Below are 26,305 nucleotides of genomic sequence, written 5' to 3' on the forward strand. Positions count from 1 at the left end.
GACCAGGGACATCGAGGGAAGGGGCTGTTGATATGCGCCCCAACCGCAGTGTTGCATCTGATGAAATTGCGGCCACTTGGAACATCGGTACAGCGGTTATCAGTGAGAACGATCACGGTCCGGCTGGGGTGCCAGGAGAGCAGTGACGCGGTTCTCGTACTCGCGGCGGGCCTTGCGCTGTGCCGGGACGGTCGGGGCGCCTTGGTTGCCGTCGAGGGGCTGGCAGCGGGCGAGGAGCTGGCGAAAACCCGTAGCCACGCACCTGTGCCTCCACGATCACATGATCATCCATGGACGGTGCGTTGATCACTTGAGGGTGCCATCGTTTGCCGACAGGGAGGGCGATCGGGGGGGCGGCTATTCGGGCAGCGGTCTGTCCTGGACGACGTTCTTCATGACGAGGGTCGAAGTCAGGCGTTGGACGCCGGGGAGCCGGGCGAGCTGCTGGTCGTAGAGCTGCTGGAACGCGGCCAGGTCGGCAGTCGCGACCCGTAGAAGGTAGTCGGGCTCACCGAACAGGCGCTGCGCCTGCAGCACGTGCGGGACGGCGGTCACGGCCTCTTCAAAGGCGGTGACGGTGTCGGCGTCCTCCCAGCGCAGGGTGGCGAAGACGAGGGCCTCGAAGTTCAGGCCGACGGCGGCCGGATCCACTACCGCCCGGTAGCCGCGGATCGCGCCCTCGCGTTCGAGGTCGCGCAGTCGGCGGTGGCAGGGTGAAACGCTGAGCTGCACGCGGGCGGCCAGCTCGGTGACCGTCAGGCGGCCGTCGAGCTGCAGCTCGGTAAGAATCTTCCGGTCCATGGCGTCCATGGAGAAGATTCTCCCTCACATTGCGCGATCATGGGGTAAAGACGCAAACACCTTCGGACGTATCCGGCCTAGCCTTCCCTCCAGAGCGAGACATGCGAGAGGGAACGGTTGATGGACACGACGACGCTGGCGGCCTTCCTGGCTGTGGACCTGCTGCTGGTGTTCACGCCGGGCGCGGACTGGGCCTACGCGATCTCCGCCGGACTGCGGGGACGCTCGGTCGTCCCGGCTGTCACAGGGCTGATCGCCGGGCACGCGGCCTATGCGCTGGTGGCCGTCGCGGGCCTGGCGGTGATCGTGGCGAGCTCCCCGGCCGCGCTCACCGCTCTGACCGTGGCGGGCGCCGGCTACCTGCTGTGGCTGGGCTGGGGTGTCCTGCGGCAGCCGGCCGTTCCGGCGGCCGCTGGAGGGAGCGCGGACGCCTCCCGCGTGCAGGTCATGCTCAAGGGGGCCGGGATCAGCGGCCTGAACCCCAAGGCGCTCCTGCTGTACTTCTCGCTGTTCCCGCAGTTCATCGACCCTGCCACGGGCTGGCCGGTCGCCGCGCAGACCGGGCTGCTCAGCACGATGCACCTGACCGCGTGCGCCGTCGTCTACCTCGCCGTCGGCGTCCTGGCCCGCACGGTCCTGAGCACCAGGCCCTCGGCCGCCCGGGTCGTCACCCGCATCAGCGGTGCCATGATGATCGCCATCGGCGCCTTCCTGCTGGTGGAACGCCTGGCCGGCTGAGAAACCCGTCCCGCTCCACCCGTCACGGCCCCGAAGGAGAGCACGCACGTGGAAGACCGGATGCAGCAGGAACAGGCGAGCCCCGCGGTGCACAAGCGCGTCCAGGACAGCTTCAACCTGCAGGGCCTGATGTCCCATCTCGGCGCGCGCCTCGCTCACATCGGCCCCGGCCGCGTACACATCGTGCTCCCGGCTCGCCCTGAGGTGACCCAGCAGCACGGCTACGTTCACGCCGGTGCTACCAGCGCCATCGCGGACAGCGCCGGTGGCTATGCCGCGCTCACCCTGTTCGACGAGGATTGCGAGGTCCTCACCGTCGAGTACAAGATCAACCTCCTCGCGCCCGCCGCCGGCGACCACCTCGAAGCGATCGGCACCGTCCTCAAGCCCCGACGCACCCTGACCGTCTGCCAGCTGGAGGTCTACGGCGTCCAGGCCGACGGCGCGCGGAAGCTCGTCGCCAACGGGCAGCAGACCCTGATCCGCGTGAACAGGCCCACCGCATGAACCCCCAGCCGTCCACTCCGGCCCTGCCGTCCTGGCTCACGTGGTGGCAGCGCCCCTTCCCCGACGCCAACACCCTCCTGCTGCCCGGACGGCAACCTGCCCTGGTCGACACCGGCTTCGTCGGCCACGCCGACGAGACCGCCGCCTGGGCCCACGCGCACGCCGGCACCGTCAACCTGGTCGTCAACACCCACTGACACTCCGACCACGTCGGCGGCAACGCCCTCCTCCAGGCCCTTGGCGCCGCCATCGCCGCCGGAACCCCGGAGGCCGAGGCGATCACCCGCCGAGACCCCGGCTGCTGCGCGGCCGAGTACCTCGACCAGCCGGTCGCCCCGTACACCGTGGACGTCCCACTCGACGACGGACAAGTCCTCCGCCTCGGGGACAGCGACTGGGAGGTCGTACGAACCCCCGGGCACACCCCGGGCCACCTCGCACTGTGGCAGCCTGATGAGCGGCTCCTCGTCGTCGGTGACGCGTTGTCGGACTACGACGTCGGCTGGGTCAACCTCGCGCTCGACGGCCCCGACGCGGCCACCACCGCGCTCGCCTCCCTCAAGCGGATGGCCGACCTCGACCCCCGGGTGATCCTGCCCTCCCACGGCCCGATCCCCGCCGACCCCGCAGCCGCGTTCGCCGTCGCCCTGCGCCGCGCCCAACGCCTCGTCGACGACCCCGACGGAGCGGTCTGGTACGGCGCCCGCCGGATCCTCGCCTTCGCCCTGATGATCCGTGGCGGCATCCCGGCCGACGAGGTCGAGACGTACCTCCACGCTCGTGCCTGGCTGGCAGACGCCGCCCGCCTCCTGGACGCGCACCCCGAGGTCCTCGCCGGCGAACTGGTCACCACCATGCTCCGCAGCGGCGCCATAGTCCTCCGCGACGGCCGCATCCACGCCGCCGCCGACCACACGCCTGTGGTGCCCGAGGCGATGCGCGCGCCCTACCCACGAGCCTGGCCCGCGACCGAGCCGCGCTGACACGTGGGGGATCGAGGGCGGGTGAGCGGCTCCAGCTGCTCGCCCGCCCTCTATCTGCACGCTCCGGTCAGAAGGTGTGCTCCGGTGCCGGGTAAGTTCCCGCCGCCACGTCGGCCGCGAAGTCCCGGGCCGCCTCGCGCAGTACACCGTGCACGTCGGCGTACTGCTTCACGAACCGCGGCAGCCGCCGCCTCCGCAGGCCCGCCATGTCCTGCCAGACCAGCACCTGCGCGTCGCACCCGTTCCCCGCGCCGATACCGACGGTCGGCACCGCCACGCTGCGCGTGATCTCCGTGCCGACGTCCTCGGGCACCATCTCGATCAGGACGGCGAACGCACCGGCCGCCTCCAGCGACTTCGCCGCCGACACCAGCCGCTGCGCATCCTCACCCCGAGGCTGTGCTCGGCCTGCGGAGTGAACCCGATGTGCGCCATCACCGGAATCCCGCACCGACGGCCGGTGGTGACGGTGTGGCGGACCGTGGAGGTGGCCACTACCCGCAGGCGCGTGTGGTGGTCCAGTCGGTCCTCGGTGTCGCGGGCGCGGTCGGCCTCGCTCAGCGCCGCGTACGCGTCCTCGGACAGCATGACCGGCAAAGCCGGCGGGTCCTGTGTGAACTCGCGCCAGCCCGGGCGCGTACTCAGGTGCCGGTCCGCTTCGGAGGGCAGGAGGTGAGGCGTGGTCACGAACGTCTCCAGGGGTCCTCGCGCGGGTCGAACAGGCCCAGCGGGATCACGTCGGCCATCGTGTCCTCGTCCTCCGCCGGCGGTTCCGGCGCGGGCTTGTTCTGCTGCGTCTCGGGTGGCGGCGGAGCCGCGGCTGCTGCCGGCGTGGTGGCCCTGGTCCGGGCTGCGACACGGCGATCGCCCTTGGCCTGCTTGGCCTTCCTGCCCTTCTTCGCCGTCGGCTGGGCGGGGCCGGCGTGTGCGCGGGTCAGCAGAGCGGCCACGGCCTCGGCGAGTTCTTCCTCGGTGGCCTTGGGCAGCTGGTGGCTGACGTGGTCCCAGGCCAGGTCGCCGAAGGGGACAGGCGCCCGGTTCAAGTATTTCCAGGTCGCCTGGACCCATCCGCCGTCTCCACGGTGGTCGCGTACCCAGACCCGGGAGACGTCGTAGGGGTCACGGTGGACCTCCCAAAGACCTCGCTTGGCGGTGACACCTGATTGGTGCCGCCGCATCGGCCCGAGTTCCGGGGCGTCGTAGGTGCGGTTGTTGATCCGGATGCCGTAGGCGTTGACGACCCGCCAGGCCGCGGGCAGGAGCTCAATGTAGTCCTGGCCGCTCAGAGCGACCGGGACATAGCCGCAGGACTCGATCAGCGCGGCGTACTTCTGGTTCGGCGTGAACAGACGGCCAGGATGGTCGGGGTCGCGCAGTCCTTCATGGGGGCGGTTCAACCACCTGGCGACGACCCATTCATCGAGCAGTTCCTGCAATTCGGGCAGTGACCACAGGTTTTCCTTCTCCGGGTGCCGGCCGCGGTGGTCGGTGTTGCGCCCGGTGTGGCCGGGGAGGAACTGCGCGAACATCGTGGCGACCGAGCCCAGCATCTTCTCGATGTGTCCCTTCTCGAAGGGCGAGCCCTTGTGGGTCGGCTGGAAGTCGATCTCCAGGAACCGGCAGGAGGCCCGGAAGTTGCGTGAGATGAACGCCTTCCCGTGATCGCAGACGATCATTTCCGGGACGATCACCGGCCTGGCGGCCGCGTGCTCAAGGCGCTCGTCCAGGGTCAGCAGCCGCCGGTGCGGCAGAACGGAGCGGGACATCTTCAGCGCGTCCACCCAGCCCGGACGCATCAGCTCCGGAGTAACAGTCCTGGCCAGCAGCACGCTGGCATCAACCGACTTCGTCGACGGCCGGAGAACGACCGCTGTCGGGGTCCGGGTCGCGACGTCGATCACCGCCGTGAGTTCGACCTTGCCGACGACCCCGTTGTCCAGCCGGACCATCACATCGAGCGGGATGGAGTCGATCTGCATGACCTCGCCCGGAGCACTCACCGTCAGTTCCCCGAACGGGACAGCCGCCGTGTGGGCCTTCGACCGGCGTGTCACGGCCGAGCCCGTCGCGTGAGTGCCCGCCGTCAGTTTCTCCACCAACCGGTATAGCGTGGCCCTGGACGGCCACGGAGCCGCCTGCCCTTCCTCGGTCTGCTTGAGGATCTCCTTCGTCCTCCAGATCAGGTAGGACGCGGTCCGGGTGGAGGCGTCGACTCCTTCCTTGATGGCCTGACGCATCGCGTCCACCACCCCGGGGTCCACCGTCCCGAACTCCGGCCGCTTGCGGACCGCGCGGCCATCAGCCAGCCCGGCAACCCCGTCCTTCAGATAGCGGCGACGCAGTCGGGCGACCGTGCTGGCCGTCACCGTGTGCCCAGCCCTCGAAAGTTCCGAGGCCTTGGCCTTCTCCCGCGCGGTCAGCGACGTGCCCGGCCCGTACTCCTCGCGCGGCTCCATGCCGGGCTCCGCGGCCGGCGGCAGTCCGTGCACCACTTCCAGGATGTGGCTCTCCCACCACAGTGCCTGTTTGACCGCCGCCTCCGGGAGCGCCTCCAGGACGGACGAGGCCGGCAGCGGCATCCGCTCCGGGCGGAACAAGACCTCGAAGTCCACCGCCTCGAACAGCTCGATCAAGGCCACCACCCGGTAGGGATCCTCGGTGTCCTCCAGGACCGCGGCCTGGGCAGTCACCTCAAGCACCCCCCGGACCTGCCCGTCGAACCGGACTCTCTCACCGACCACCAAGGTCGGCGGACGTGTCAGCCGGCCCATCGCCGCCCCTTCGCCCAGACCAGGCTCCCGGTCTCCATCAGCCCTCCCGACAGATCCACCGTCAACGTCCCCGACCACAGCAGGTGGAACAGCACCGGCAGAACCTGGAGCCGGTCGCCGACCACCCCGGCGCCCTCCCATAAGCCCCTCGGCTCGCTGAACACCTCCAGGAGACGCTCAGCCAAAGCCGCCGGCCGACCCGAGCGTGCCCGGCGATACCGCGACAGCCACCGAATGTTCGCCATGAGCACCGCATCAGGACGGCCGGCCCACTCGAACTCCCAGCCCACGGCCTCGCAAGCGCGCTCGGTCGCCGCGAAGGCCTCCCGCGTCCCCTCGTCCATGTCGTCCTCAGCACGGACATCCACGACCCGGGCCTGCCCCGCAGCCAGCCGGACGAAGTAGTCGGGAGCGTGGCGGCGCTGTCTTCTGCCGTCGTCCCAGTGCAGCCAGAAGGGCTGTGACGATATCGCCGTCACCTGCGGATCACGGTCGAGCAGGATCAACCGGTCTCACTCCAGCCACGACTCATAGCCCACGTGATCCCGCGCGGTCACCGAGTAGTACCAGCCGGCGAAGCCCGGCGTGTCCTTGTCCCAGCGGAACGGCCGGACAGGTTCGACCGCCTCGAAGGAAACCTGCCAACTCGCCCCCAGAGGGAGCCTGCGACGCTCTCCGCCGCTGAGAAAGTCCAGCTCAAACGCTGCTAACGCCTCGTCGCCGTACGCACGCGACAGAGCTTCCACCACACCCCCAGCCCCGAAGGCCGAGCCGGTGCTTAACCTTCGGTGAGACTAACGGGCATCCGTTCACCTTCGCTGAGAATCGCGGAATCCTAGTTGAGACAGGTCAATCACTCTGCTCGACGGGTCTGTAGTGTGCGGCGATGACAAGAAGCGAGCGGCTCGCGGAGCAGTTGGACTGGTACTGGCGCAAGAACCTGCGGCCGCGGCTGGACGGTCTTACCGACGAGGAGTACTTCTGGGAGCCGGTGCGCGGCTGCTGGAGCATCCGCCCACGTGGCACGTCGGCCGCACCGATGTTGGAAGGCTCGGGGGAATGGACGATGGACTCCGCGTCCCCTGCCCCGGTGCCGGCACCGGTGACCACGATTGCCTGGCGGCTGGCGCACATCATCGTCTCGTGCCTGGGCTATCGGGTCGGCTGGTACTTCGGCGGCCAGGACGTCGACTCCCAGACATTCGCCTACGCGGGGACCGCTGACGAGGCGCTGAAACAGCTCGATGAGATGTATGGGAGATGGAACGCGGGGGTCCGCGAGCTCTCGGACGCCGACCTGGACAATCCGCCCACGGTGGGTCCCGAGCGGTTTCCCATGGAGAACAGGGTCCTGCACGTCAACAGGGAGCTGATCCATCACGGCGCCGAGATTTCCCTGCTGCGCGACCTCTACCGCCGGCAGGACGGAGCCGTACCGCGCCGCATATGACTTTCGATCGTTAGAGGTCGGCTCGATTGGCGATCCATACTCCCGGCCGTCAGGCGGAACGGGCTGTTGCCGGATAACCCGCGTGCACTGGTTGATCAGCATGGGGAACACTGTGCCGATGAGCTCCGCAGTATCCCTGACATCGCAGGAGCGGGCCCTTCGCCATGTCGCGGGACTATCTTCGGGCCCGCCGGTGGACCCGTCGCTGCGCGTGACCCTCAACTTCCACCCGGACCGCCTGCTCCAGGGCCGGCCCATCCTGGACGCCATGGCCGAAGCGGGCGCCTACTACTCACAGTTCGTCACCGGGAGCAGTAACGGTGGACTGACTGCGTATCCCGGCGGCGACCGGTGGGGCTGGGAGAGCCGGATCTTCCATAAGGCGTACGACGAAGCACCTGCTCATGAGCGGCCGGTCTACGGGGCGTTGGACTTCCGCCGCAAGCCGGTCGGCGGGGCACCGCGGTTCGGCTCCGCGCACTTCCGGCTGACTGCCGAGACGCTGGCGCGGACGACGTTCTGCTACCCGGACAGTTTCCTTGAACCTGCGGCCTTCGGTATCGCGGACCGCATGGGGCTCATCGAGCTCGCCCTCGCCGACCGGCAGGACGATCTTGACGACTACATCGAGGCACAGGTGCACGGGCCGGTGAGACCGCACCGCCATGTGGAGGCGCTGGTCCTGGACCCCTGCTACCAAGGCACGGCTGTTGAAGACGCGGCCCTGCGTCTGGGGTGCCGGGTGGAGTGGCACCCAGGTTTCCGTCTCACTGTCGGGGAACTCCGCCGTCACCCCGGCTACCGCGGCCAGGAATACGTCGACTTGGGCACGCAAATCGCTGTCGACGACGTGCTTGACCCTCGGATCGTCGGAGATGCTGCCCGCGCCGGCCGCTATGACCCTCAGGCGGTCAAGAAGGTGTGGCACTACCTGGCGCGTTTCGGGACGCCCTGTTAGCTGAGCGAGGTGGAGGCTGCTGCGATCACAGGCCCAGGTCGCGTGACGAGCGCCGCGCTCCCGGCGATCCGTCCGGCGATCCGTCCGGCGGCTTCTTCGGTCCACTTCTTCGGTCCACCGGTACGGAATTGGCCTTGGGCAGCGGATCCACGCGGCTCCTACGCTCGCGCCATGCGCATTCGAATCGTCGACGCCTTCACCGACCGCCCCTTCAAGGGCAATCCCGCCGGGGTGCTGCTCCTCGACTCCGACGGCTTCCCGGACGCCGACTGGCTCCAGCGGGTGGCCGCCGAGGTGAACCTCTCGGAGACCGCCTTCGCCCACCCCCTGCCGCCCGGCGGCGGCGCCGACTGGGCGCTGCGCTGGTTCACCCCGGTCACCGAGGTGGGCATGTGCGGCCATGCCACCCTGGCCACGGCTCATGTACTGCACAGCACGGGACGCGCGAGCGGCGCCCTGCGCTTCGCCGCCCGCCCCGGGATCCTCGGCGCCACCGCGCACGAGGACGGCTCACTCACCCTGGACTTCCCGACCTCCCCGCTGACGCCGGTCACCGTCCCCGACGGCGTCCCGGACGCCCTGGGCGCGGAGCCGCTCTCCGTCCACGACACCTCGGAGCACATCGGGGACCTGCTGGTGGAGCTGGCCGACGAGCGGACCGTACGGAGCCTCACCCCGGACTTCACGGCGCTCAGGGCGTTCTCCGAGCGCGGCGTGATCGTCACCGCGCCCGCAGACGAGCCGGACGGCGGATACGACTTCGTCTCGCGGGGCTTCTTCCCCAACGCCGGGATCGACGAGGACCCGGTGACCGGCAGCGCGCACACCGCGCTCGCCCCGTTCTGGTCGGCGCGGCTGGGCCGTACGGAACTGACCGGGCTCCAGGTCTCCGCCCGCACCGGGCTCGTCCGCACCTCGCTGCGCGGCGACCGGACCCTGCTCACCGGACGGGCCGTCACGGTCATCGACGGCGAACTGCACAGCGCGCCCTGAAACGGCCGAGGGGCGTACGGGTCTCCCCGCACGCCCCTCGGCCCCGGTGTCCGCGACGCCCCCGGCATCCCCACCCGCGACGCCCGCGACGCTCGCGCGCGGATCCCCGTCACACGGTCGGCAGCCAGGAAACGTGGCCCGCCAGCAGCGCGTATCCGACGAACGCCCCGATGTCCAGCAGCGCGTGGGCGACGACCAGCGGGCCGACCCGCCCCCAGCGCCGGTAGAGCAGGACGAACACCACGCCCATCACCATGTTGCCGATGAAGCCGCCGATCCCCTGGTACAGGTGGTACGAACCACGCAGCACGGAACTCGCCACCAGCGCGCCCATCGGCGTCCAGCCGAGCTGCCCGAGCCTGCGCAGCAGATACCCGACGACGATGACCTCCTCCACCACGGAGTTCTGCACCGCCGACAGGATCAGCACCGGGAACTTCCACCACACGGAGGGCAGCGACTCCGGCTGCACCGTCAGATTGAATCCGGCCGCCTGCATCGCCAGGTAGAACGCCAGCCCGGTGCTGCCGATCCCGGCCGCCACCAGCGTGCCGCGTCCCAGGTCCTGCCAGGGCCTGCGGCCGTCGAAGCCGATGTCGCGCAGCCCGCTGCCCTCCCTCAGCAGGAGGTGCGCGACGAGCGCGACCGGGACCAGCGCCGTACTGATCCCGAAGAGCTGCCAGGCGAGATCGAGCCACGGCCGCCCGGGCGCGGCCGAGGCGTTGAGCCGGGCCGCCTGGTCGCCCAGCGCCTCGGGCCTGGTCAGCGAGCCGATGAAACTGATGAGCGCCGACACCGCGCTCGCGCCGAGCGAGAGCGCCAGCACGAGCATCGTCTCGGACCTCAACGTCCTCGATGAGAGGGCCTCTTGGGGGTAAGAGCCGTCCACCCGCCCCGCCTCCGCCTGCACACCAGCCTCCAGTTGGGTAATCCCGCCTCATGCCTCTCACGGTGCCGCTAGGGTCTCGAATGCGGGTACGAAGATCGCTCGCGACAGGCCGGAAGACCGGCGCCGTCCGGCGTCCGGCGTCCGGGCCCGCATCTCCGGGCCCGTCCACTCTTCCAGCCCTTGTTCACCCTTCACGAAGGAGGGGCGTCACCGTCATGGGACGTCACAGCTTGCCCGACGCACGATCGGCGGGAGCGCGCAGGGCCCGGTCACCGCGCCGTCGCACGGTCACGATCGCCGCGGCGGTCGTGGTGTCGGTGGCCGCCGGAACGGGAATCGCGGCGGGCAGCGGCCTGCTCTCCCTCTCGGAGACCTCCTGTGACAACACGCCCGTACGGCTGGATCTCGTCGCGTCCCCGGACATCGCCCCCGCCCTGCGCGCCGTGGCCGACCGAGCCCGGCGCGACCATGTCACCTCCGACGGCCGCTGTATCGACATCCGGGTCACCGCGCGGGAGAACGCCGAGGTCGCGAACACGCTCGCCACCAGCTCCGTCGCGCCCGACTACCAGATCTGGGTACCGGACTCGGACCTCTGGGTGGAGCGCGCCACGGGGGCCGGGGACGGGGTCGCCCTGACCCCGGCGGGCAATGTGGCCCTCTCCCCGGTGGCGCTGGCCGCGCTGCCGACGTCCGCGCAGGCGCTGGGCTGGCCCGCGAAGACCTACACCTGGGCCGCGCTGGCCGCGGCGACCGGCAACACCGACACCGTGCGCCTGGGCGCCGCCGATCCGTCGCGCAGCGCCACCGGGCTGCTCGCGCTCAGCAGCATCGCGGAGTCGGAGCGGCTGGAGTCCGAGCGGCAGGGCGGCGACCCGCGGCAGACCGGAGCCGGGCAGGGCGGTGCGGACGGCAAGCAGGGCGCGGACGGCAGGACGAAGACCGAGGACCAGGAAGGGGCCGGCGGCACCCGGGCCGCCGCCACCGCGCGGCTGCTCACCCAGCGGGTCTCGGAGTCGGACAGCCGCGTGCTGGAGAGCCTGGCCCGGGACGACGCGGGCGCCGGGCTCAACGACCCCCGGAGCAACGAGGCGGTGCTCCTCTCCGAACAGGCCGCGTTCCGGCACAACTCCGAGAACGGCGGCTCCGCGAAACTCGACCTCTTCTACCCCACCGACGGCGCGCCCGCGCTCGACTATCCATACAGCCTGGTCAACCAGAGCGCGCTCAGTACGGACGAGAGCCGCGCCGCCATGCGGTTCATGGCACTGCTCAGCGAGGACAGCTCGTACCGCACCCTGGCGGAACACGGTTTCCGGGTCGCGAACACGCCCGTCCACGACGACGTGCTCCTCACCGCCGGAGGCCGCTCTCCCCAGCCGTACACCGGGGCGGACGCCCGGCCACCGTCCGCGGAGGCCGTGGAGCGGGCCCTCGGTCTGTGGACGATGTCCGTGCGCAGCGCCCGGCTGACCACCGTCGTGGACGCCTCGGGGTCGATGGAGGAGTCCGTACCCGGACGCGGCGGCCAGAGCCGGATGGATGTCACCAAGGCGTCGCTGCTGCGGGTCCTCGCCCAGTTCACCGCCGAGGACGAGCTGGGCCTGTGGGAGTTCAGCACCCGGCTGGACGGTGCCAAGGACTACCGCAAGCTGGAGAAGACGGCGCCGCTCGGTGAGCCCGCCAAGGGCGGTGGCACCCACCGCGAGCGGCTCTCCGACGCGTTCACCGCGCTGAAGCCCGTCCCCGACGGCGACACAGGGCTGTACGACACGGCGCTCGCCTCCTACCGGGAGGCTCGGGCGAGTTATGTGCCCGGGAAGTTCAACGCGCTCATCATCCTCACGGACGGCTCCAACAAGGACGACGACAGCGTTTCGCGCGGCAAACTCGTCGAACAGCTCAAGGAACTCGCGGACCCCGAGCGCCCCGTGCCGCTGATCGGCGTCGCGGTGGGGCCCGACGCGGACCGCAAGGAACTCGACGCGATCGCCCGGGCCACCGGCGGCGCCGCGTACGAGGTGAGTGACCCGGCCGACATCCAGTCCGTGATCCTGCGGGCGATCATGCTGTCGGCGAGCGAGTCCGCGGCGGACGCCACCGCCGACACCACCGCGGCCCGCCCCTGACCCGGCCCGCCGCCGGACGGCGGGCCGGGCCCGCACGCCCTCGCCCCTTTCCTCCTCTCCGCCCGGCCCCGGCCGGGTCACCCCCTCCCGCTGCCGAACGGCCCCGCGTCGCAGTCGCCGGGGTCGGCCGGTCCCCGGCCCGGCCCTCCCAGGTCCGGCCGCCGCCCGCCGGAGGGCGCGGGGAACCCCGTCGGCCAGGTGTGCACCGGCTCCCCGCGGTGCATCAGCTCGCAGTAGCGGCGGGTGGTCGCCGCGAGCGCCGCGTCCCGCTCCAGGCCGGCCTCCAGCGCCCGGTGGAAGGTCTCCACCTGCCAGGAGGCGCCGTTCACCCGCCGCTTGCACCGCTCCTCGATGACCCCGAGGTAGAAGTCCCGGTCCACCGGCGAGATCTGCCACGCGTCGAGCCCGGCCGCCGCGAGCGGCAGCAGTTCGTCGCGCACGAGCTTGACCGCCGGTACGGTCGTGATCCCGCCGGCCCGGCCCGGGCGCGGCCAGCGCAGCTCCGCGTCGATGCCGTGGCGGCACGCCTCCTCGAAGTTCCTGGCGGCGTCCGCGAAGGGGAGCCGGCGCCACACCGGCCGCGCGTCCTCGGCGAGCGCCCGCACGAGCCCGTAGTAGAACGCGACGTTCGCGATGACGTCGGTGACCGTCGGCCCCGCGGGCAGCACCCGGTTCTCCACCCGCAGGTGCGGGGCGCCGTCGGCGACCTCGTACACCGGCCGGTTCCAGCGGTAGACCGTGCCGTTGTGCAGTGCCAGCTCCTGGAGGTCGGGCATGCCGCCCGCGTCGAGCACCCGCATCGGGTCCTCGTCGTCGCAGATCGGCAGCAGCGGCGGGAAGTAACGCAGGTTCTCCTCGAACAGGTCGTAGGCGGAGCTGATCCAGCGCTCGCCGAACCAGGTCCTGGGGCGTACCCCCTGCGCCTTCAGCTCCGGCGGCCGGGTGTCGGTGGCCTGTTCGAAGAGGGGCGGCCGGGATTCGCGCCACAGCTCCCGGCCGAACAGGAACGGCGCGTTGGCACCCAGTGCCACCTGCACGGACGCCACCGACTGGGCCGCGTTCCACACGTCGGCGAACCGGTCGGGGGTGACCTGGAGATGCAGTTGTACGGAGGTGCAGGCCGCCTCCGGGGTGATCGAGGCCGACGTACAGGTGAGCCGTTCCACGCCCTCGATGTCGAGGGTGAAATCCTCGCCGCGGGCCGCGACCATCTGATCGTTGAGAAGTGTGTAGCGATCCACGTCGGAAAGGTTCGCGGAGACCACGTCGTGCTGTGTGAGGGTCGGCAGAATTCCGATCATCACGATCCCCGCGTCGACCTCACTCGCTTTGCGGTGGGCATATCCGAGGCCCGTGCGCAGTTCCTCGGCCAGCTGGTCGAGAACGCGCCCGTCCAGCCGGTGCGGAGCCACGTTCACTTCCAGGTTGAACATTCCGAGTTCGGTCTGGAAATCACCACTCGCGATGCGCTTCAGTACCTCCGCATTCATCATGCGGGGCATCCCGTCGGAGCCCGCCAGATTCAGCTCGATCTCCAGGCCCATCAGATTCTTGGGCCGGTCGAACCGCTCCTCCGCCAGGAGCCGCTCCAGCACCGTCAGGCACTGCTGGAGCTTCCTGCGGTATTTCTGCCGATCGGACAGGTCGGAACCGCCCGCTTCGACCTTCTCCCCCATCGAAGTGTCCCTCCTCGACTGGGCGCCCGGCGGCTGGGGCCGCTCGCGTCACGATCGATAATGCCCACACAGAGTGATCCGTAACGCCCCCGTCCGCCCCCGGCGCCCGGTAGGGTGGTGTCCGGCCGCCGAGGCATCCGGCACATTCCCTCGGCATAACAGGGTGACAGGGAGTGGATTTTCGTTTCCGCTGCCCGAACGGGCGCCGAAATCGCCGACCATTTTCAGCCGACCCCATCCGGCGAATCACCCCAGGCCAGACGCCCTCCCTTCACGATTTATCAACTGAAATCGCGTGGGAGATGGACTTAATAGTGCCTTGCCCGCAATATCCAGTACGGCTAGCGGAAACATGGCGTGAACACGCGTCGTATAAACTCTGCCCACGAGGCAGAGAGTCGGCGCCCGGCCGTACGGCCCGGTGCCCCACCTCTGACCCCGCATGCCGACAGCGACGTCCGCACCCGCCCACGCTCCATTTCACGCGTCACCCTGTCTCCTGAATGAGAGGCAACCCACCATGCCGCTGCATGTACCCCCGGCCCCGGCGCCCGCCCTGCGCAGCGTTCTCGCGGCACTCAGTTCCCCCACCGCCGTGCGCGATGCCCGCACCCCCGCTCTGCAGTCCGTCCAGGGACCGCTGAGCCCCGAACTCCCGCTCCCCGTCCACACTCTCGGCGGTCCCGGCGGTCCCGGCGGTCCCGACCACGTCACCCAGGAGGACCGGACCACCCCACCGGGCAGCGGTGCGCCACGGACCAGGCTGACCGGCTGGCGCTTCCTGATCCGCAGCGGCGACCGCTCCGTGGCCGCCGCCGACACCATGCTCACCGCGGACGGCTGGGCCTTCTCCCGCTTCTTCGAGGGCCCGTACCTGCCCTCCACCGAGCGGGCACTGCGCCAGGCCGAGAGCCTCACGACGGCCTACCAGCCCCGGCTGCTCTCCGTGCCCGAGCTGTACATGCTCACGCTCTGGCTGCACGGCGACACGGAGGCCGACCCCGGCGCCGGTGCGCCCGCGCCCACCGACATCCTCGTACCGCTCGCGCCCGCGCCGCCGGGCATCGCGGCGCACCGCCCGCACCGGGTCGCCGAGTTGCTGCCGGTGATCGGGCTACGGCTCACACCGGCCCCGCCGCTCGCCCCCGCTCCGGCGGCGGCCCCGGCGCCTCCACTGCTCCGCACCCCGGCCTGAACGCGCGTCCCGCGCCCGTGCCCCGCGGCCCTGCCGGTCGCGGGGTACTTCGCTGCCCATCCGGCGTAGTCCTCCCGGGCCCCCTCGAACCACCCGAAAGGACAGCCCGAATGAGCTGAACCGTCCGCGTGGGTGAGACGTCCTTAAGCAGAAGGAAGCACTGCCGCGAAATACCTGCGGATCGCCGTCCGCGGGGCAACACTAGGACTGGACCAGACAGATACGGGGGAGCGGCCATGAGTACATCGAGCCGCAGGACACTCACGACGACTCAGCGAAAGAATCCACCCATGTGCCAGCATCAGCCAGCCTGTCCGACAGCCGACTCCGCCGACCGTGACGCGGCGCGGCTGATCGCGCACCATCCGGAGCAGGGCTGGAGCCTGCTGTGCAACGGCGTGCTGCTCTTCGAGGACACCGGAGAGCTGCTGCCCGACGGACAGATCATCGCTCCGCACCGGCCGCTGCGCACGGAACAGGTCGCCACGGCGGCCTGAGCCCTCGGCGCCACCCGGCAGCCCGCGGCCCGCACGGCGCCCGGCAGCCGGCGGGAGAACGAACAGAAGAACGGGGGCCGGCCCGGAGATCACTCCGCACCGGCCCCGACGCATGACAGCGAACGCCCTTACACCACCTGACGCCCCGTCAGCTGCCGTCCGCGTCAGTCGTCGTACGCGTCCACCGGCGGGCAGGAGCAGACCAGGTTACGGTCACCGAACGCGCCGTCGATCCGGCGGACCGGCGGCCAGTACTTGTCCGCGGCCGAGACCCCGGCCGGGAAGACCGCCTCGGACCTGCTGTAGGCGTGTTCCCACTCACCGCCCAGCGCCGCGGCCGTGTGCGGGGCGTGGCGCAGCGGATTGTCGTCCGCGGGCCACTCGCCCGACGCGACCCGCTCGATCTCCGCACGGATCGCGATCATCGCCTCGCAGAAGCGGTCGATCTCCTGCAGGTCCTCGCTCTCGGTGGGCTCGATCATCAGTGTGCCCGCCACGGGGAACGACATGGTCGGCGCGTGGAAGCCGTAGTCGATCAGCCGCTTCGCGATGTCGTCGACGCTGACACCGGTGGCCTTGGAGAGCGGCCGCAGATCCACGATGCACTCGTGCGCCACCAGCCCGTTCGGGCCGGTGTAGAGCACCGGGTAATGCGGCTCCAGCCGCTTGGCGATGTAGTTGGCGGCCAGCACGGCGACCTGCGTCGCACGCTTGAGGCCCTCGCCGCCCATCAGCCGTACGTACGCCCAGGAGATCGGCAGGATGCCCGCCGAGCCCCACGGCGCCGCGGAGATCGGACCGACGCCCGTCTCGGGCCCGGCGGCCGGCTGGAGCGGGTGGTTGGGCAGGTACGGGGCGAGGTGGGCCCGGACGCCGACGGGGCCGACGCCGGGGCCGCCGCCGCCGTGCGGGATGCAGAAGGTCTTGTGCAGGTTCAGGTGCGAGACGTCGGAGCCGAACCGGCCCGGCTTCGCCAGACCGACCAGGGCGTTCAGGTTTGCGCCGTCGACGTACACCTGGCCGCCCGCGTCGTGCACCGCCGCGCAGATGTCGCCGATGTGCTCCTCGAACACCCCGTGCGTGGACGGGTAGGTGACCATCAGGACGGCCAGCTCCGCGCCGTACTGCTCGATCTTCGCCCGCAGGTCCTCGACGTCGACGTCGCCGTCCTCGCGCGTCTTGACGACGACGACCCGCATCCCGGCCATGACCGCGCTCGCCGCGTTCGTGCCGTGCGCGGAGGACGGGATGAGGCAGACGGTGCGCCCGGTCTCGCCGTTGGCCCGGTGGTACGCCCGTACGGCGAGCAGTCCGGCCAGCTCGCCCTGCGAACCGGCGTTGGGCTGGAGGGAGACCGCGTCGTACCCGGTGACCTCGGCGAGCCGCTCCTCCAGCTCGCGGATCAGCGTCAGATACCCCTGGGCCTGCTCGGCCGGGGCGAAGGGGTGCAGCGCGCCGAACTCGGGCCAGGTGACCGGCTCCATCTCGGTGGTCGCGTTCAGCTTCATGGTGCAGGAGCCGAGCGGGATCATGCCGCGGTCCAGCGCGTAGTCACGGTCGGCGAGCCGGCGCAGGTAGCGCAGCATCGCGGTCTCGGAGCGGTGCTGGTGGAAGACGGGGTGCGTCAGATAGTCGTCGGTGCGCAGCAGTTGGCCGGGGAGTACGTCGTCGGTGGCCGCGTCCAGCGCCTCGATGTCGCCCTGGACGCCGAAGGCGGTCCACACGGCGGCGAGCTGGGCGCGGCCGGTGGTCTCGTCGCAGGCCACGGAGACGTGGTCGGCGTCGCTCTGGTGGAGGTTGACGCCGCCCTCCCGCGCGGCGGCGACGATCTCGGCGGCGCGGCCCGGCACGCGGAGCGTGAGCGTGTCGAAGTACGTGTCGTGCACGGTCTCCACCCCGCCGGCGCGCAGTCCCGCGGCGAGCACCGCCGCGTACCGGTGCGTGCGCCGCGCGATGGCGCGCAGACCGTCGGGGCCGTGGTAGACCGCGTACATCCCGGCCATGACGGCGAGGAGCACCTGTGCGGTGCAGATGTTGCTGGTGGCCTTCTCACGGCGGATGTGCTGCTCGCGGGTCTGGAGCGCGAGCCGGTACGCCTTGTTGCCGTCGGCGTCCACGGAGACCCCGACGAGCCGTCCCGGCAGGCTGCGCGCGAGCTTCTCGCGCACGGCCATGAAGCCGGCGTGCGGTCCGCCGAAGCCCATGGGAACGCCGAAGCGCTGGGTGGTGCCGACCGCGATGTCGGCGCCCAGCTCACCGGGCGGGGTGAGGAGCGTGAGCGCGAGGAGATCGGCGGCGACGGTGACGACCGCGCCGAGGTCGTGCGCCCGCTCGATCACGGTCCTGATGTCCCGTACGGCCCCGGAGGCGCCCGGGTACTGGAGCAGCACCCCGAAGACACCGCGCTCGGCGGCCTCGGCGGGGATGCCCTCGCCGAGGTCGGTGACGACGACCTCGACACCGGTCGGCTCGGCGCGGGTTCGGATCACCTCGATCGTCTGCGGCAGCGTGTCGGCGTCCACGAGGAAGACACCGCCCTTGACCTTGCCGACGCGGCGGGAGAGCGCCATGGCCTCGGCGGCGGCCGTGGACTCGTCCAGCAGGGAGGCGCCGGAGGTGGGCAGCCCCGTCAGCTCGGCCACGACGGTCTGGAAGTTGAGCAGGGCCTCCAGCCGGCCCTGGGAGATCTCGGGCTGGTACGGCGTGTACGCGGTGTACCAGGCCGGGTTCTCCATGACGTTGCGGAGGATCACCGGCGGTGTGAAGGTGCCGTAGTAGCCGAGCCCGATCATCGGCGCGAGCACCTGGTTCCGGTCGGCGAGGGAGCGCAGCTCGGCGAGGACCTCGGCCTCGGTGCGGGCGTCCGGGAGGTCGAGGGCCTCCGCGCTCTTGATCGCGTCGGGCACCGCGGCGGCGGTCAGCTCGTCGAGCGAGCCGTAACCGACCTGCGCGAGCATCTTCGCCTGCGCCCCCGCGTCGGGGCCGATGTGGCGCTGTTCGAAGGGGGTGCCTCGCTCCAGCTGGGCGAGCGGCGTGCGGTGGGCGTTCATGTACGGAGGCCTCCTGGTCTGCCACGACCTGCGGGGGCACCAAGGCGCGGGTGCCCTAAACGGCCTCCCCCTCTGTCATCTCGACCTGAGAGCTTCACCGGCCCGCCGTGCGGCGGTCCGGCTTTCACCGTCGGTGAGAGCGGATGCCGTACGGTACGGCGCCCGCCCTGCTTTCCAGAGTGACCTCGTCCGCGCGGTACGGGGGCCTGAGAGATTCCGGGGAGGATTTGCTCCTTCGGCGCCTCCGGTGGGCTCACCGGAGGACTCTCCCGCACGGGGTCAGCAGCCGCTTGCCAGCCTACCAGCGGGGTCTTCCGGACAACTTTCGAGTGGCCGTCCCACCGGTTCTGCACTTTCGTAGTGTTCAGGAGCAGTTGCGACCCGCTGGAGGGACCGTGGAGACCCATATCGATCCGCGCAGCCTGATAGGACGCAAGGCCTACGACCGTGAGGGCCGTAAGTTCGGCACGGTCGACGAGGTCTATCTCGACGACGCCACGGGGACGCCCGAATGGGCCGCCGTGCGCACCGGACTCTTCAGCCGTGACGCCTTCGTCCCCCTCGCCCCCAGCACCCTGGCCGAGGAGGGGCTGCGGGTCCCTTTCGAACGCGCGTTGATCAAGGACGCCCCCGATTTCGGTGTCGGTCGCCATCTCTCCCCCGACCAGGAGCTTCAGCTCTACCACCACTACGGTCTCGCCCTGCCGTCCCCGGAACCCCCGGAGGGGCCCGCGGGCCTCTCCGGCCGTGACAACGAGCGTGACTTCGGGCGGCTGGCGGGCCACGACGACTGACCCGGCGACCGACCGGTCCCGGGTACGAGGGGCAGCGGCTCGGAGAGTTCCAGAGCGGGATCGTCGGCCCAGAACGTCCGCACCCACCCCGGTGCGGATCCGGGCTCCTCGAACCGTACGGTGACCCTCCGCAGCCCGCTGCCCTGCACCCAGCCCGGCCCGAACTCAGCGTGGCGCACATCGTGTCCGGCCGGGAACCGCCGCTCCCCGGCCGGGCCGGACGTCCCGGCCGGCGACGGCGGCCCGTCCCCCGTGTCCGCCGCCCCCTGCGCCGGGGAGTTTCCCTGCCCCGCCCCGCCGCCGGCCACGGCGTCGCCCTGCCCCTCCTCCGGCCCGCCGGGGGCCGCAGCGGCCGCCCCGGGCTCCTCCTCCGCCGCGCGCTCCCGGGCCGCGGCCTGCGCGAAGAGGTCCTCCTGCGTGAAGTCGGCGAGCCCGGTCACCCCCACCCCGAGCAGCCGTACGCCCCCTGTGGTGTCCACGGACTCCAGGAGGCGCCCGGCCGCCTCCCGTACCACTCCCGGGTCGTCCGTGGGGCCTCTGAGCGTCTCCGAGCGGGTCAGGGTGGAGAAGTCGTACCTGCGCACCTTGAGGACGACCGTGCGCCCGGAGTGCCCGGACGCCCGGAGCCGGCGCACGCACCGCTCGGCGAGCCGGTCCACCTCCGTACGCACCCGCACCCGGTCGTGGAGATCGGTGTCGAAGGTGTCCTCGACCGAGACGGACTTGGCCTCCCGCTCGGACACCACGGGCCGGTCGTCGTGGCCGAGCGCCATCCGGTGCAGCGAGGTGCCGTGCGCTCTGCCCAGCAGCCGTACCAGCTCGTCCTCGCCCGCCTCGGCGAGATCGGCGACCGTCGTCATGCCGGCCCGCCGCAGATGCTCGCCCGTCGCGGGCCCCACACCGGGCAGGGTCCGTACGGACATGGGCCCCAGCAGCTCACGCTCCGTGCCGGGCTCTATCAGGACCAGCCCGTCCGGCTTGGCCTGCTCGGAGCCGATCTTCGCGAGCATCTTGGACCCGGCGAGCCCCACCGAGCCGCTGAGCCCGGTCCGCGCCCTGATGTCCCGGCGCAGCCGCTCCCCCGCGGCCAGCGCCGAGGCCGTGTCATGGGCCGAGCCGCCCGCCTCCAGGTCCACGAACGCCTCGTCCAGGCTGAGCGGCTCCACCAGCGGCGAGAGCCTGCCCAGCAGCTCCATCACCTGCTCGCTGACCGCGCGGTAGAGCGTGAAGCGCGGCACGAGATACGCCGCGTTCGGCGCGAGGCGCCGTGCCTGGGCCATCGGCATCGCGGAGTGCACCCCGAACCGCCGCGCTTCGTACGAGGCCGTCGAGACCACACCACGCGGCCCCAAACCCCCGACGACCACCGGTTTTCCACGCAGACTGGGCTTCGCCGCCTGCTCTGCGGCGGCGAAGAAGGCATCCATGTCCAGATGCAGCACGGTCGGCGCGGTTCTCACACCACCGATGCTGCCTCACGCCACTGACAATCGGCCCGGGACGCTGCCGCCCTGCCCCCCGTTCCGCGGGACGGGGCCGCTCAGACGGCCCGGTCGCGGCGCCTGCGCGCCAGTTCGTCGGCGGGGTTGTTCCCGATCAGCGTCTCGCCGGTGTCGATCCGCTCCCCGTGGAGCTGGGAGAGCGCGGCCTCGACGTCCCGCCACACCACGCCGACCGCGATCCCGAAGATGCCCTGGCCCCCCTGGAGCAGGCTCACCACCTCGTCGGGCGAGGAGCACTCGTACACCGTCGCACCATCGCTCATCAGCGTCATGCGGTCCAGATCCCGGAAGCCCCGGTCCCGCAGGTGCTGGACCGCCGCCCGGATGTTCTGGAGCGCGACCCCGGTGTCCAGGAACCGCTTCACGATCTTGAGGACGACCACGTCCCGGAAGCTGTAGAGCCGCTGGGTGCCCGACCCGTACGCCGGCCGCACACTCGGTTCGACCAGCCCCGTACGTGCCCAGTAGTCCAACTGGCGGTACGTGATACCCGCCGCCGCGCACGCCGTCGGCCCCCGGTATCCGACCGTGTCCGCTCCGAGGTCGGGCGCCCTGCTGTGAAGCGGATACGGACCGCCCGCCGCCCTACCGTCGCCGCTGCTTCTCACGCCGACCCTCCGTCCTTGACCTGCCCTGTCGAAGGTAGGCAGTCACCCGGGGTGCGTCAACGATCGCCACACTCGCCACGCCGAGTGATAATCACCCTGAGAGTGGTTTCCCGTGCCCCATTTCGGGAAAGGCTGACCGAATGTGCTGACAGAGCCCGGCACAGCGCTCACCCGCCGCTCACTGGCTGTTGGTCCCGAAGTCCTCCGGAGAGATCTGGTCGAGGAACTCGCGGAACTTCTCCACCTCGTCCTCCTGCTCATCCGGGATGGCGATGCCGGCATCGTCCAGAACCCCGTCACTGCCGTAGATCGGCGTACCCGTGCGCAGAGCGAGCGCTATGGCATCGCTCGGCCTCGCGCTCACCTCGACCCCGCTCGCGAAGACCAGCTCCGCGTAGAAGACCCCTTCACGCAGGTCCGTGATCCGGACTTCGGTGAGCTCCTGGCCCACCGCTTCCAGCACGTCCTTGAAGAGATCATGGGTCAGCGGCCGGGCCGGGGCCATGCCCTGCTGGGCGAAGGCAATGGCGGTCGCCTCCCCCGGTCCGATCCAAATGGGGAGGTACCGGTCGCCTCCCACTTCACGCAGGAGCACGATCGGTTGGTTGGAGGGCATTTCCACCCGGACACCCACAACGTCGAGCTCGTTCACACAGCAACCCTAGGACGTGCCCGGCAGGTTTGGGTAGTCGGACTCCCCCATGATCAGTGCGGATCCGTCCCGAGAGCCGTACGGAGCAGGGCCGCGTGGAGCTCCACGCAGAGTGCCGACAACTCTCGCGTGGTCGCCTCGGCATGGGCCCTGGTCTGCGGATTACGGTGCAGCCGCAGCGGGGCCACGACCTGCTCGACCAGTCCGGCGTCCCGCTCGGCCGCCGCCTTCATGGCGCGCAGGTGCCGGGGCTCCAGGCCGAATCTGCCCAGGTCCGAGACGAGTTTCGCCACCGTCACCGACTCCGCGCCGTACCCGCCGTCCGGCGTCGGGGCGACCAGGCCGTACGCCTCCCACTCGGCGAGCGCGCCCGCGTCGGCCCCGGCCGCCGCCAGCAGCTCCTCACGGCCGATCCGCGCCGCGGCCGGTGGACCGGACTCCGCGTCGCTCCGCGGGCCCGGCAGGGCCCGCCGAGAGCCGGGAAGAGGGACATCCTCACCGCGCTCCAGCGCGTCCAGGTGCCCCTTGATCACTTTCAACGGCAGATAGTGGTCCCGCTGCATCCGCAGGACACGAGCGAGCCGCTCGACGTCCTCCGCGCTGAATTTCCGGTACCCGGAGGGGGTCCTGCAGGGCTCGACGAGCCCCTCGGCCTCCAGAAACCGGATCTTGGAGATGGAGACCTCGGGAAACTCGTCCCGCAGCCTGCCCAGGACCGCGCCGATGCTCATCAGCGCGGTGCCGGAGGGGGCGGCGCCGTCTCCGGCACCGCCCGTCGGTGTACGCGGCATGGACCTTCCTCAGGGGCTTGTCACACGCCCCGCTGACTCGCGTAGAAGACCAGCCGGTACTTTCCGATCTGGACCTCGTCGCCGTTCGCCAGCAGGACCGAGTCGATCCGCTCACGATTGACGTACGTACCGTTCAGGCTGCCCACGTCCGAGACGGTGAAGTGGCCGTCGCCGCCCCTGCGGAACTCCACATGGCGGCGCGACACGGTCACGTCGTCCAGGAAGATGTCGCTCTCGGGGTGGCGTCCCGCCGTCGTCAGCTCGCCGTCCAGCAGGAAGCGGCTGCCCGAGTTCGGGCCGCGCCGCACCACCAGGAGCGCCGAGCCGAGCGGCAGGGCGTCGACGGCGGCCTGCGCCTCCGGCGTGAGCGACGGCAGCGCCGTCTGACCCGTCACCTCGGAGTCGTACGCCTCAAGACCCGAGATCGAGATCGTCGACGTCGTCTCCGAGGCGCGCTCCGGCGGCACTCCGCCCCGCAGCGGCGCCCCGCAGTTGGAGCAGAACCGACTGGCCTCGGCATTGCGGTGCCCGCACCTCGTACAAACCGGCAAGGCCGCCATAGAGGGATCCTCCTGCCGCGACGGCCCCCCGGGGGCCGATGATTCCCCGAAACCTATGCGGCCGGGACCGGCAGGGTCAACAGACGACGCGCCGGTGGCGTCACCGCCCACCTGGTCGCGGAAGAGCGGACGTTCGCCGCCCTGCTCCTCGCTTCCGCCTTGGCGCGAGGCACGATGACGGGAGCGCCCGCCGCCGTCCTCGCGTGCGCTTTTGCCGAACAACTTCCCAAACAACTTCACGGGCGATTCCCCTTGACCGAAACAGACCCGCCCGTGGGGCAGGACGAACCCTGAATGAACACACCTGCCGACCCGGACATCTTGACAACGTCCGTATCCACCGGACAGTTTCCACCACTCACCGCACTGTTCGTGCGCCGACCCCCCGCAACCTCATGCCCCCGTGCGACGGCTCGCATGCACCTCCGCCTCACCGCGATGACGACCGAGCGTAGTCAGGGCGCTTCGCGGGTCGCAAGGCATTCACAATGATCTTCTCAGCCCGTGCCACCGTGGCCGTGGCCTGCTCCTTCTCCAGTGTCTGGACCACCCCGCCCGGAATGTTCAGGGCGGGCTCCAGGTCCTGCGGCTTGCCGATGACCTTGAAGACGTACGGAGAGGACACCGCGTTGCCATCCACGCGCACATCACCCCCCGTACCCGAGAAGTACGTATCGGCGACGACACGGACATCGTTGATCTGAATGGCCTCCGCGCCGGCCGCCCGCAGCTCCTGGATCGCGTCGAGCAGCATGTCCGGCTCGACCGTGCCGCTGATGTCCCGGATCGTCAGCGTGATACCGGGCCCCTGAGCGGCGACCGTACCGGCCAGGATACCGAGCTGCTGCTCCTTCTCCCTGGTCTGCTTACGGGCTTCCTCGGCCTGGTCCGAACTGGTCTCCAACTCGGTGCGCTGCGCGTCGAGACGCTGCTTCTCGTCCTCCAGCCGCTGCGTCCGGTTGTCCAGCTCGTCCAGGATCCGCACCAGGTCCTCCTGGCGGGCGCCCCGCAGCGCGCTGTCGTCGTTGTTCGACGTGACCTGGATGGCGAGCCCGAGCCCGAGCCCGAACAGCAGGACGGCGACAATGAGCTGTGCCCGGGTCACCCGCGGCGGCCACAGCCCCGCCGCCAACCGCTGGCGCCCGGTGAGCTGTTGGGCCCCGGAAGGCCCTGCGGCGTTCCCGGCGGTGTCCTCCGACGCCGCGCCTGCCGTGGGGCTCCCGTCGGCGGCGCCGGAGCTCTCCCCGGCACCCTGAGGCCGCTCCGGGCCCCGCGGCCCGCCGGCCCCCGCGGACTTCCCGGCGCCGTGCGGCTTCCCGGGCTCGTGCGGCTTCCCGGGCTCCTGGGGGTTCTCCTCGCTGCTCATCGGCGTCACGCCCGGAACACGTGCCGGCGGATCGCGGCAGCGTTGGAGAAGATCCGGATACCGAAGACGACGACCACGCCGGTCGACAACTGCGCGCCCACACCCAGCTTGTCGCCGAGGAAGACGATGAGCGCGGCGACCACCACGTTCGACAGGAAGGAGACCACGAACACCTTGTCGACGAAGATCCCGTCGAGCATGGCCCGCAGCCCGCCGAAGACCGCGTCCAGAGCGGCGACGACGGCGATCGGAAGATACGGCTCGACCACAGCCGGCACCTCGGGCCGGACCAACAGCCCGACCACGACTCCCACGACGAGGCCCAATACGGCGATCACGATGTGCCCTTCCCCATGTCGGCCGCGTCCTGCCCGGTGCCCTTCCCGGCGTCGGCGGTCTCCGGCTCTGCTGTACGTACGATCAGGCTGGGCGCGGCAGGAAGACGCACCTCCCGCTGATCCGAAATGCTGGTGCGGATGCCGAAGTTCTCCTGCAAGGAGTGCAGATACTGGCCATCGGCGCTGTCCTGGAACGCGGTGCTCAGCTTCTTTCCGTCCCCCACCGCGAGCACCGTGTACGGCGGCACGAGTGGCCTGTTGTCGACCAGTATGGCGTCACCGGCGGCCCGGATCGCCGACAGCGAGGTCAGCCGCTGGTCGTTGATGGCGATCGCCTCGGCGCCCGACTCCCACAAGCCGTTGACGACCCGTTGCATGTCCCGGTCGCGCACCCGGCCCGTGTCGGAGAAACCACTGCTCTCCCGGGGACCGCCGCCACCACCGGACGAGGCGTCCTTGGCGTCGTCGACGACCAGTTTCACCCCGGGCCCGTGTACGGGCGTCGCACCGGCCAGCAGCGCCACCACCTCGCCCTGGTCCCCGCCCCGGATCCGCAGCGCGGCGCGCTGCCGGTCGCCGACCTCCTTGCGGAGCGCCTCCACCGAGCGCTCCAGCCCGTCGGCGGTCGACGTCTCCGCGTTGATCCGGTCGATGAGTTCCTCGCGCTCCTTGGCCACCACCGGGGCGGAGATACGCGCCTGGGCGGCACCCACAGTGACCACCAGAGCGGCCAGCACCAGCCCCGCGGCAAGGCCCAGTTTGGCCCTGAGCGTGCGCGGCAGCCCGCCGTCCTCCGCCGTCCTGCGGGCCGCCGCCTCCGCGTACCCCTCGTCGAGGCTGTGGTCCATCACACTGTTCAGCAGCGACATCGACGCGTCAGGACGCGCGGGCGGAGAAGCGGTGCTCCGGATGGGGGGCTGCTGCGACATGCCGCACATCGTCGCACGTCGCGACCGCTACCGCCGAATGGCCTTACCGACGCGCCGGGCGGCGTCCGCGGGCGCCCCCCCGCCCCCCTACCCCAACCCCCGCGCACCGGCCCCACCCCCCCAAAAAA

General features: G+C 70.8%; 26 protein-coding genes, 2 pseudogenes and 1 riboswitch. Of the genes and pseudogenes, 11 read left to right on the forward strand and 17 right to left on the reverse strand.

Annotation, left to right across the window (positions count from 1 at the left end):
* Positions 1–99: 99 nt before the first annotated feature.
* Complete coding sequence (locus AB0P17_RS38305; protein WP_365818798.1) at positions 100–258, reverse strand: hypothetical protein; 159 nt, start codon at positions 256–258, stop codon at positions 100–102.
* 99 nt (positions 259–357) lie between these two features.
* Positions 358–810 carry an Lrp/AsnC family transcriptional regulator gene (locus AB0P17_RS38310; protein ID WP_365818800.1) on the reverse strand — a complete coding sequence of 151 codons (453 nt, stop codon included), beginning with the start codon at positions 808–810 and terminating at the stop codon, positions 358–360.
* 111 nt (positions 811–921) lie between these two features.
* On the opposite strand from AB0P17_RS38310, the gene AB0P17_RS38315 reads away from it, so the two are divergent.
* The 4 genes and pseudogenes from AB0P17_RS38315 to AB0P17_RS38330 all read left to right on the forward strand — a co-directional run.
* On the forward strand, positions 922–1,539 hold the full coding sequence (locus AB0P17_RS38315; protein ID WP_365818802.1) for a LysE family translocator: 618 nt from the start codon (positions 922–924) through the stop codon (positions 1,537–1,539).
* Positions 1,540–1,587: 48 nt separating this feature from the next.
* A complete protein-coding gene (locus AB0P17_RS38320) occupies positions 1,588–2,046 on the forward strand; it encodes a PaaI family thioesterase (protein WP_365818804.1) in 459 nt (152 codons plus the stop codon).
* Positions 2,043–2,243 (forward strand): hypothetical protein, encoded by a 201-nt coding sequence (locus AB0P17_RS38325; RefSeq protein ID WP_365818806.1) that lies wholly within the window; start codon positions 2,043–2,045, stop codon positions 2,241–2,243. Before AB0P17_RS38320 ends, AB0P17_RS38325 begins: the two co-directional genes overlap by 4 nt.
* A 12-nt stretch (positions 2,244–2,255) precedes the next feature.
* Positions 2,256–3,029: pseudogene (locus AB0P17_RS38330) on the forward strand (MBL fold metallo-hydrolase); the annotation flags it as partial.
* 67 nt (positions 3,030–3,096) lie between these two features.
* On the opposite strand, the gene AB0P17_RS38335 reads toward AB0P17_RS38330, so the two are convergent.
* The 4 genes from AB0P17_RS38335 to AB0P17_RS38350 all read right to left on the reverse strand — a co-directional run bounded on the left by AB0P17_RS38335 (position 3,097) and on the right by AB0P17_RS38350 (position 6,549).
* On the reverse strand, positions 3,097–3,399 hold the full coding sequence (locus AB0P17_RS38335) for a 3-methyl-2-oxobutanoate hydroxymethyltransferase (protein WP_365818808.1): 303 nt from the start codon (positions 3,397–3,399) through the stop codon (positions 3,097–3,099).
* 313 nt (positions 3,400–3,712) lie between these two features.
* Positions 3,713–5,800, reverse strand: coding sequence for a Mu transposase C-terminal domain-containing protein (locus AB0P17_RS38340; RefSeq protein WP_365818810.1), 2,088 nt, complete (start codon positions 5,798–5,800; stop codon positions 3,713–3,715).
* Positions 5,788–6,306: a TnsA-like heteromeric transposase endonuclease subunit gene (locus tag AB0P17_RS38345; RefSeq protein ID WP_365818812.1), complete on the reverse strand. Its 519-nt coding sequence runs from the start codon at positions 6,304–6,306 to the stop codon at positions 5,788–5,790. The genes AB0P17_RS38340 and AB0P17_RS38345 overlap by 13 nt, the downstream gene beginning before the upstream one ends.
* 6 nt (positions 6,307–6,312) lie before the next feature.
* Positions 6,313–6,549 carry a hypothetical protein gene (locus AB0P17_RS38350; protein WP_365818813.1) on the reverse strand — a complete coding sequence of 79 codons (237 nt, stop codon included), beginning with the start codon at positions 6,547–6,549 and terminating at the stop codon, positions 6,313–6,315.
* 137 nt (positions 6,550–6,686) lie between these two features.
* Between AB0P17_RS38350 and AB0P17_RS38355 the strand changes: the two genes are divergently transcribed.
* The 3 genes from AB0P17_RS38355 to AB0P17_RS38365 all read left to right on the forward strand — a co-directional run bounded on the left by AB0P17_RS38355 (position 6,687) and on the right by AB0P17_RS38365 (position 9,201).
* The gene (locus tag AB0P17_RS38355) at positions 6,687–7,250 is read left to right on the forward strand and encodes a DinB family protein (protein ID WP_365818814.1); all 564 of its coding nucleotides are present in this window, start codon (positions 6,687–6,689) and stop codon (positions 7,248–7,250) included.
* Positions 7,251–7,368: 118 nt separating this feature from the next.
* Complete coding sequence (locus tag AB0P17_RS38360) at positions 7,369–8,208, forward strand: DUF3626 domain-containing protein (protein WP_365818815.1); 840 nt, start codon at positions 7,369–7,371, stop codon at positions 8,206–8,208.
* A gap of 171 nt (positions 8,209–8,379) precedes the next feature.
* Positions 8,380–9,201 carry a PhzF family phenazine biosynthesis protein gene (locus AB0P17_RS38365; RefSeq protein WP_365818816.1) on the forward strand — a complete coding sequence of 274 codons (822 nt, stop codon included), beginning with the start codon at positions 8,380–8,382 and terminating at the stop codon, positions 9,199–9,201.
* A gap of 109 nt (positions 9,202–9,310) precedes the next feature.
* On the opposite strand, the gene AB0P17_RS38370 is transcribed toward AB0P17_RS38365, so the two are convergent.
* Positions 9,311–10,111, reverse strand: coding sequence for a CPBP family intramembrane glutamic endopeptidase (locus AB0P17_RS38370; RefSeq protein ID WP_365818817.1), 801 nt, complete (start codon positions 10,109–10,111; stop codon positions 9,311–9,313).
* Between the two features lie 194 nt (positions 10,112–10,305).
* Here AB0P17_RS38370 and AB0P17_RS38375 point away from each other — a divergent pair, with 194 nt between their 5' ends.
* A complete protein-coding gene (locus AB0P17_RS38375; RefSeq protein WP_365818818.1) occupies positions 10,306–12,219 on the forward strand; it encodes a substrate-binding domain-containing protein in 1,914 nt (637 codons plus the stop codon).
* A 173-nt stretch (positions 12,220–12,392) separates the two neighbouring features.
* Here the strand turns inward: AB0P17_RS38375 and AB0P17_RS38380 are convergent.
* Positions 12,393–13,895: pseudogene (locus AB0P17_RS38380) on the reverse strand (glutamate--cysteine ligase); the annotation flags it as partial.
* A 520-nt stretch (positions 13,896–14,415) separates the two neighbouring features.
* Here AB0P17_RS38380 and AB0P17_RS38385 point away from each other — a divergent pair.
* Positions 14,416–15,090, forward strand: a complete 675-nt coding sequence (locus AB0P17_RS38385; RefSeq protein WP_365818820.1) for a hypothetical protein — start codon at positions 14,416–14,418, stop codon at positions 15,088–15,090.
* 290 nt (positions 15,091–15,380) lie between these two features.
* Positions 15,381–15,587 carry a DUF5999 family protein gene (locus AB0P17_RS38390; RefSeq protein WP_365818822.1) on the forward strand — a complete coding sequence of 69 codons (207 nt, stop codon included), beginning with the start codon at positions 15,381–15,383 and terminating at the stop codon, positions 15,585–15,587.
* A 164-nt stretch (positions 15,588–15,751) separates the two neighbouring features.
* Here AB0P17_RS38390 and gcvP read toward each other — a convergent pair whose 3' ends face one another.
* Entirely contained in the window at positions 15,752–18,637 is a 2,886-nt protein-coding gene (gene gcvP, locus AB0P17_RS38395) for an aminomethyl-transferring glycine dehydrogenase (RefSeq protein WP_365818824.1), read from the reverse strand.
* Between the two features lie 184 nt (positions 18,638–18,821).
* Positions 18,822–18,919, reverse strand: a riboswitch (glycine riboswitch).
* 113 nt (positions 18,920–19,032) lie between these two features.
* Here gcvP and AB0P17_RS38400 point away from each other — a divergent pair.
* Positions 19,033–19,431: a PRC-barrel domain-containing protein gene (locus tag AB0P17_RS38400; protein WP_365818826.1), complete on the forward strand. Its 399-nt coding sequence runs from the start codon at positions 19,033–19,035 to the stop codon at positions 19,429–19,431.
* Here the strand turns inward: AB0P17_RS38400 and AB0P17_RS38405 are convergent.
* From AB0P17_RS38405 to AB0P17_RS38440, 8 genes are all read right to left on the reverse strand, one after another.
* Positions 19,326–20,891 carry a DNA polymerase IV gene (locus AB0P17_RS38405; protein ID WP_365818828.1) on the reverse strand — a complete coding sequence of 522 codons (1,566 nt, stop codon included), beginning with the start codon at positions 20,889–20,891 and terminating at the stop codon, positions 19,326–19,328. The two genes, AB0P17_RS38400 and AB0P17_RS38405, sit on opposite strands and share 106 nt — an antisense overlap.
* Positions 20,892–20,971: 80 nt before the next feature.
* Positions 20,972–21,541: a MerR family transcriptional regulator gene (locus tag AB0P17_RS38410; RefSeq protein WP_365818830.1), complete on the reverse strand. Its 570-nt coding sequence runs from the start codon at positions 21,539–21,541 to the stop codon at positions 20,972–20,974.
* A gap of 178 nt (positions 21,542–21,719) precedes the next feature.
* Positions 21,720–22,193, reverse strand: coding sequence for a bifunctional nuclease family protein (locus tag AB0P17_RS38415; RefSeq protein ID WP_006123076.1), 474 nt, complete (start codon positions 22,191–22,193; stop codon positions 21,720–21,722).
* 53 nt (positions 22,194–22,246) lie between these two features.
* Positions 22,247–22,984 carry a MerR family transcriptional regulator gene (locus AB0P17_RS38420; RefSeq protein ID WP_365818832.1) on the reverse strand — a complete coding sequence of 246 codons (738 nt, stop codon included), beginning with the start codon at positions 22,982–22,984 and terminating at the stop codon, positions 22,247–22,249.
* A gap of 20 nt (positions 22,985–23,004) precedes the next feature.
* Positions 23,005–23,826, reverse strand: coding sequence for an FHA domain-containing protein (locus tag AB0P17_RS38425; RefSeq protein WP_365818840.1), 822 nt, complete (start codon positions 23,824–23,826; stop codon positions 23,005–23,007).
* Between the two features lie 148 nt (positions 23,827–23,974).
* On the reverse strand, positions 23,975–24,910 hold the full coding sequence (locus tag AB0P17_RS38430) for a DUF881 domain-containing protein (protein ID WP_365818834.1): 936 nt from the start codon (positions 24,908–24,910) through the stop codon (positions 23,975–23,977).
* A gap of 5 nt (positions 24,911–24,915) precedes the next feature.
* Positions 24,916–25,248, reverse strand: a complete 333-nt coding sequence (locus AB0P17_RS38435; protein WP_023543062.1) for a small basic family protein — start codon at positions 25,246–25,248, stop codon at positions 24,916–24,918.
* Positions 25,245–26,177, reverse strand: coding sequence for a DUF881 domain-containing protein (locus AB0P17_RS38440; RefSeq protein ID WP_365818836.1), 933 nt, complete (start codon positions 26,175–26,177; stop codon positions 25,245–25,247). Before AB0P17_RS38440 ends, AB0P17_RS38435 begins: the two co-directional genes overlap by 4 nt.
* Positions 26,178–26,305 lie beyond the last annotated feature (128 nt).

Origin of the sequence: Streptomyces sp. NPDC088124 (assembly GCF_040685895.1) — a bacterium.
GTDB lineage: Bacteria > Actinomycetota > Actinomycetes > Streptomycetales > Streptomycetaceae > Streptomyces.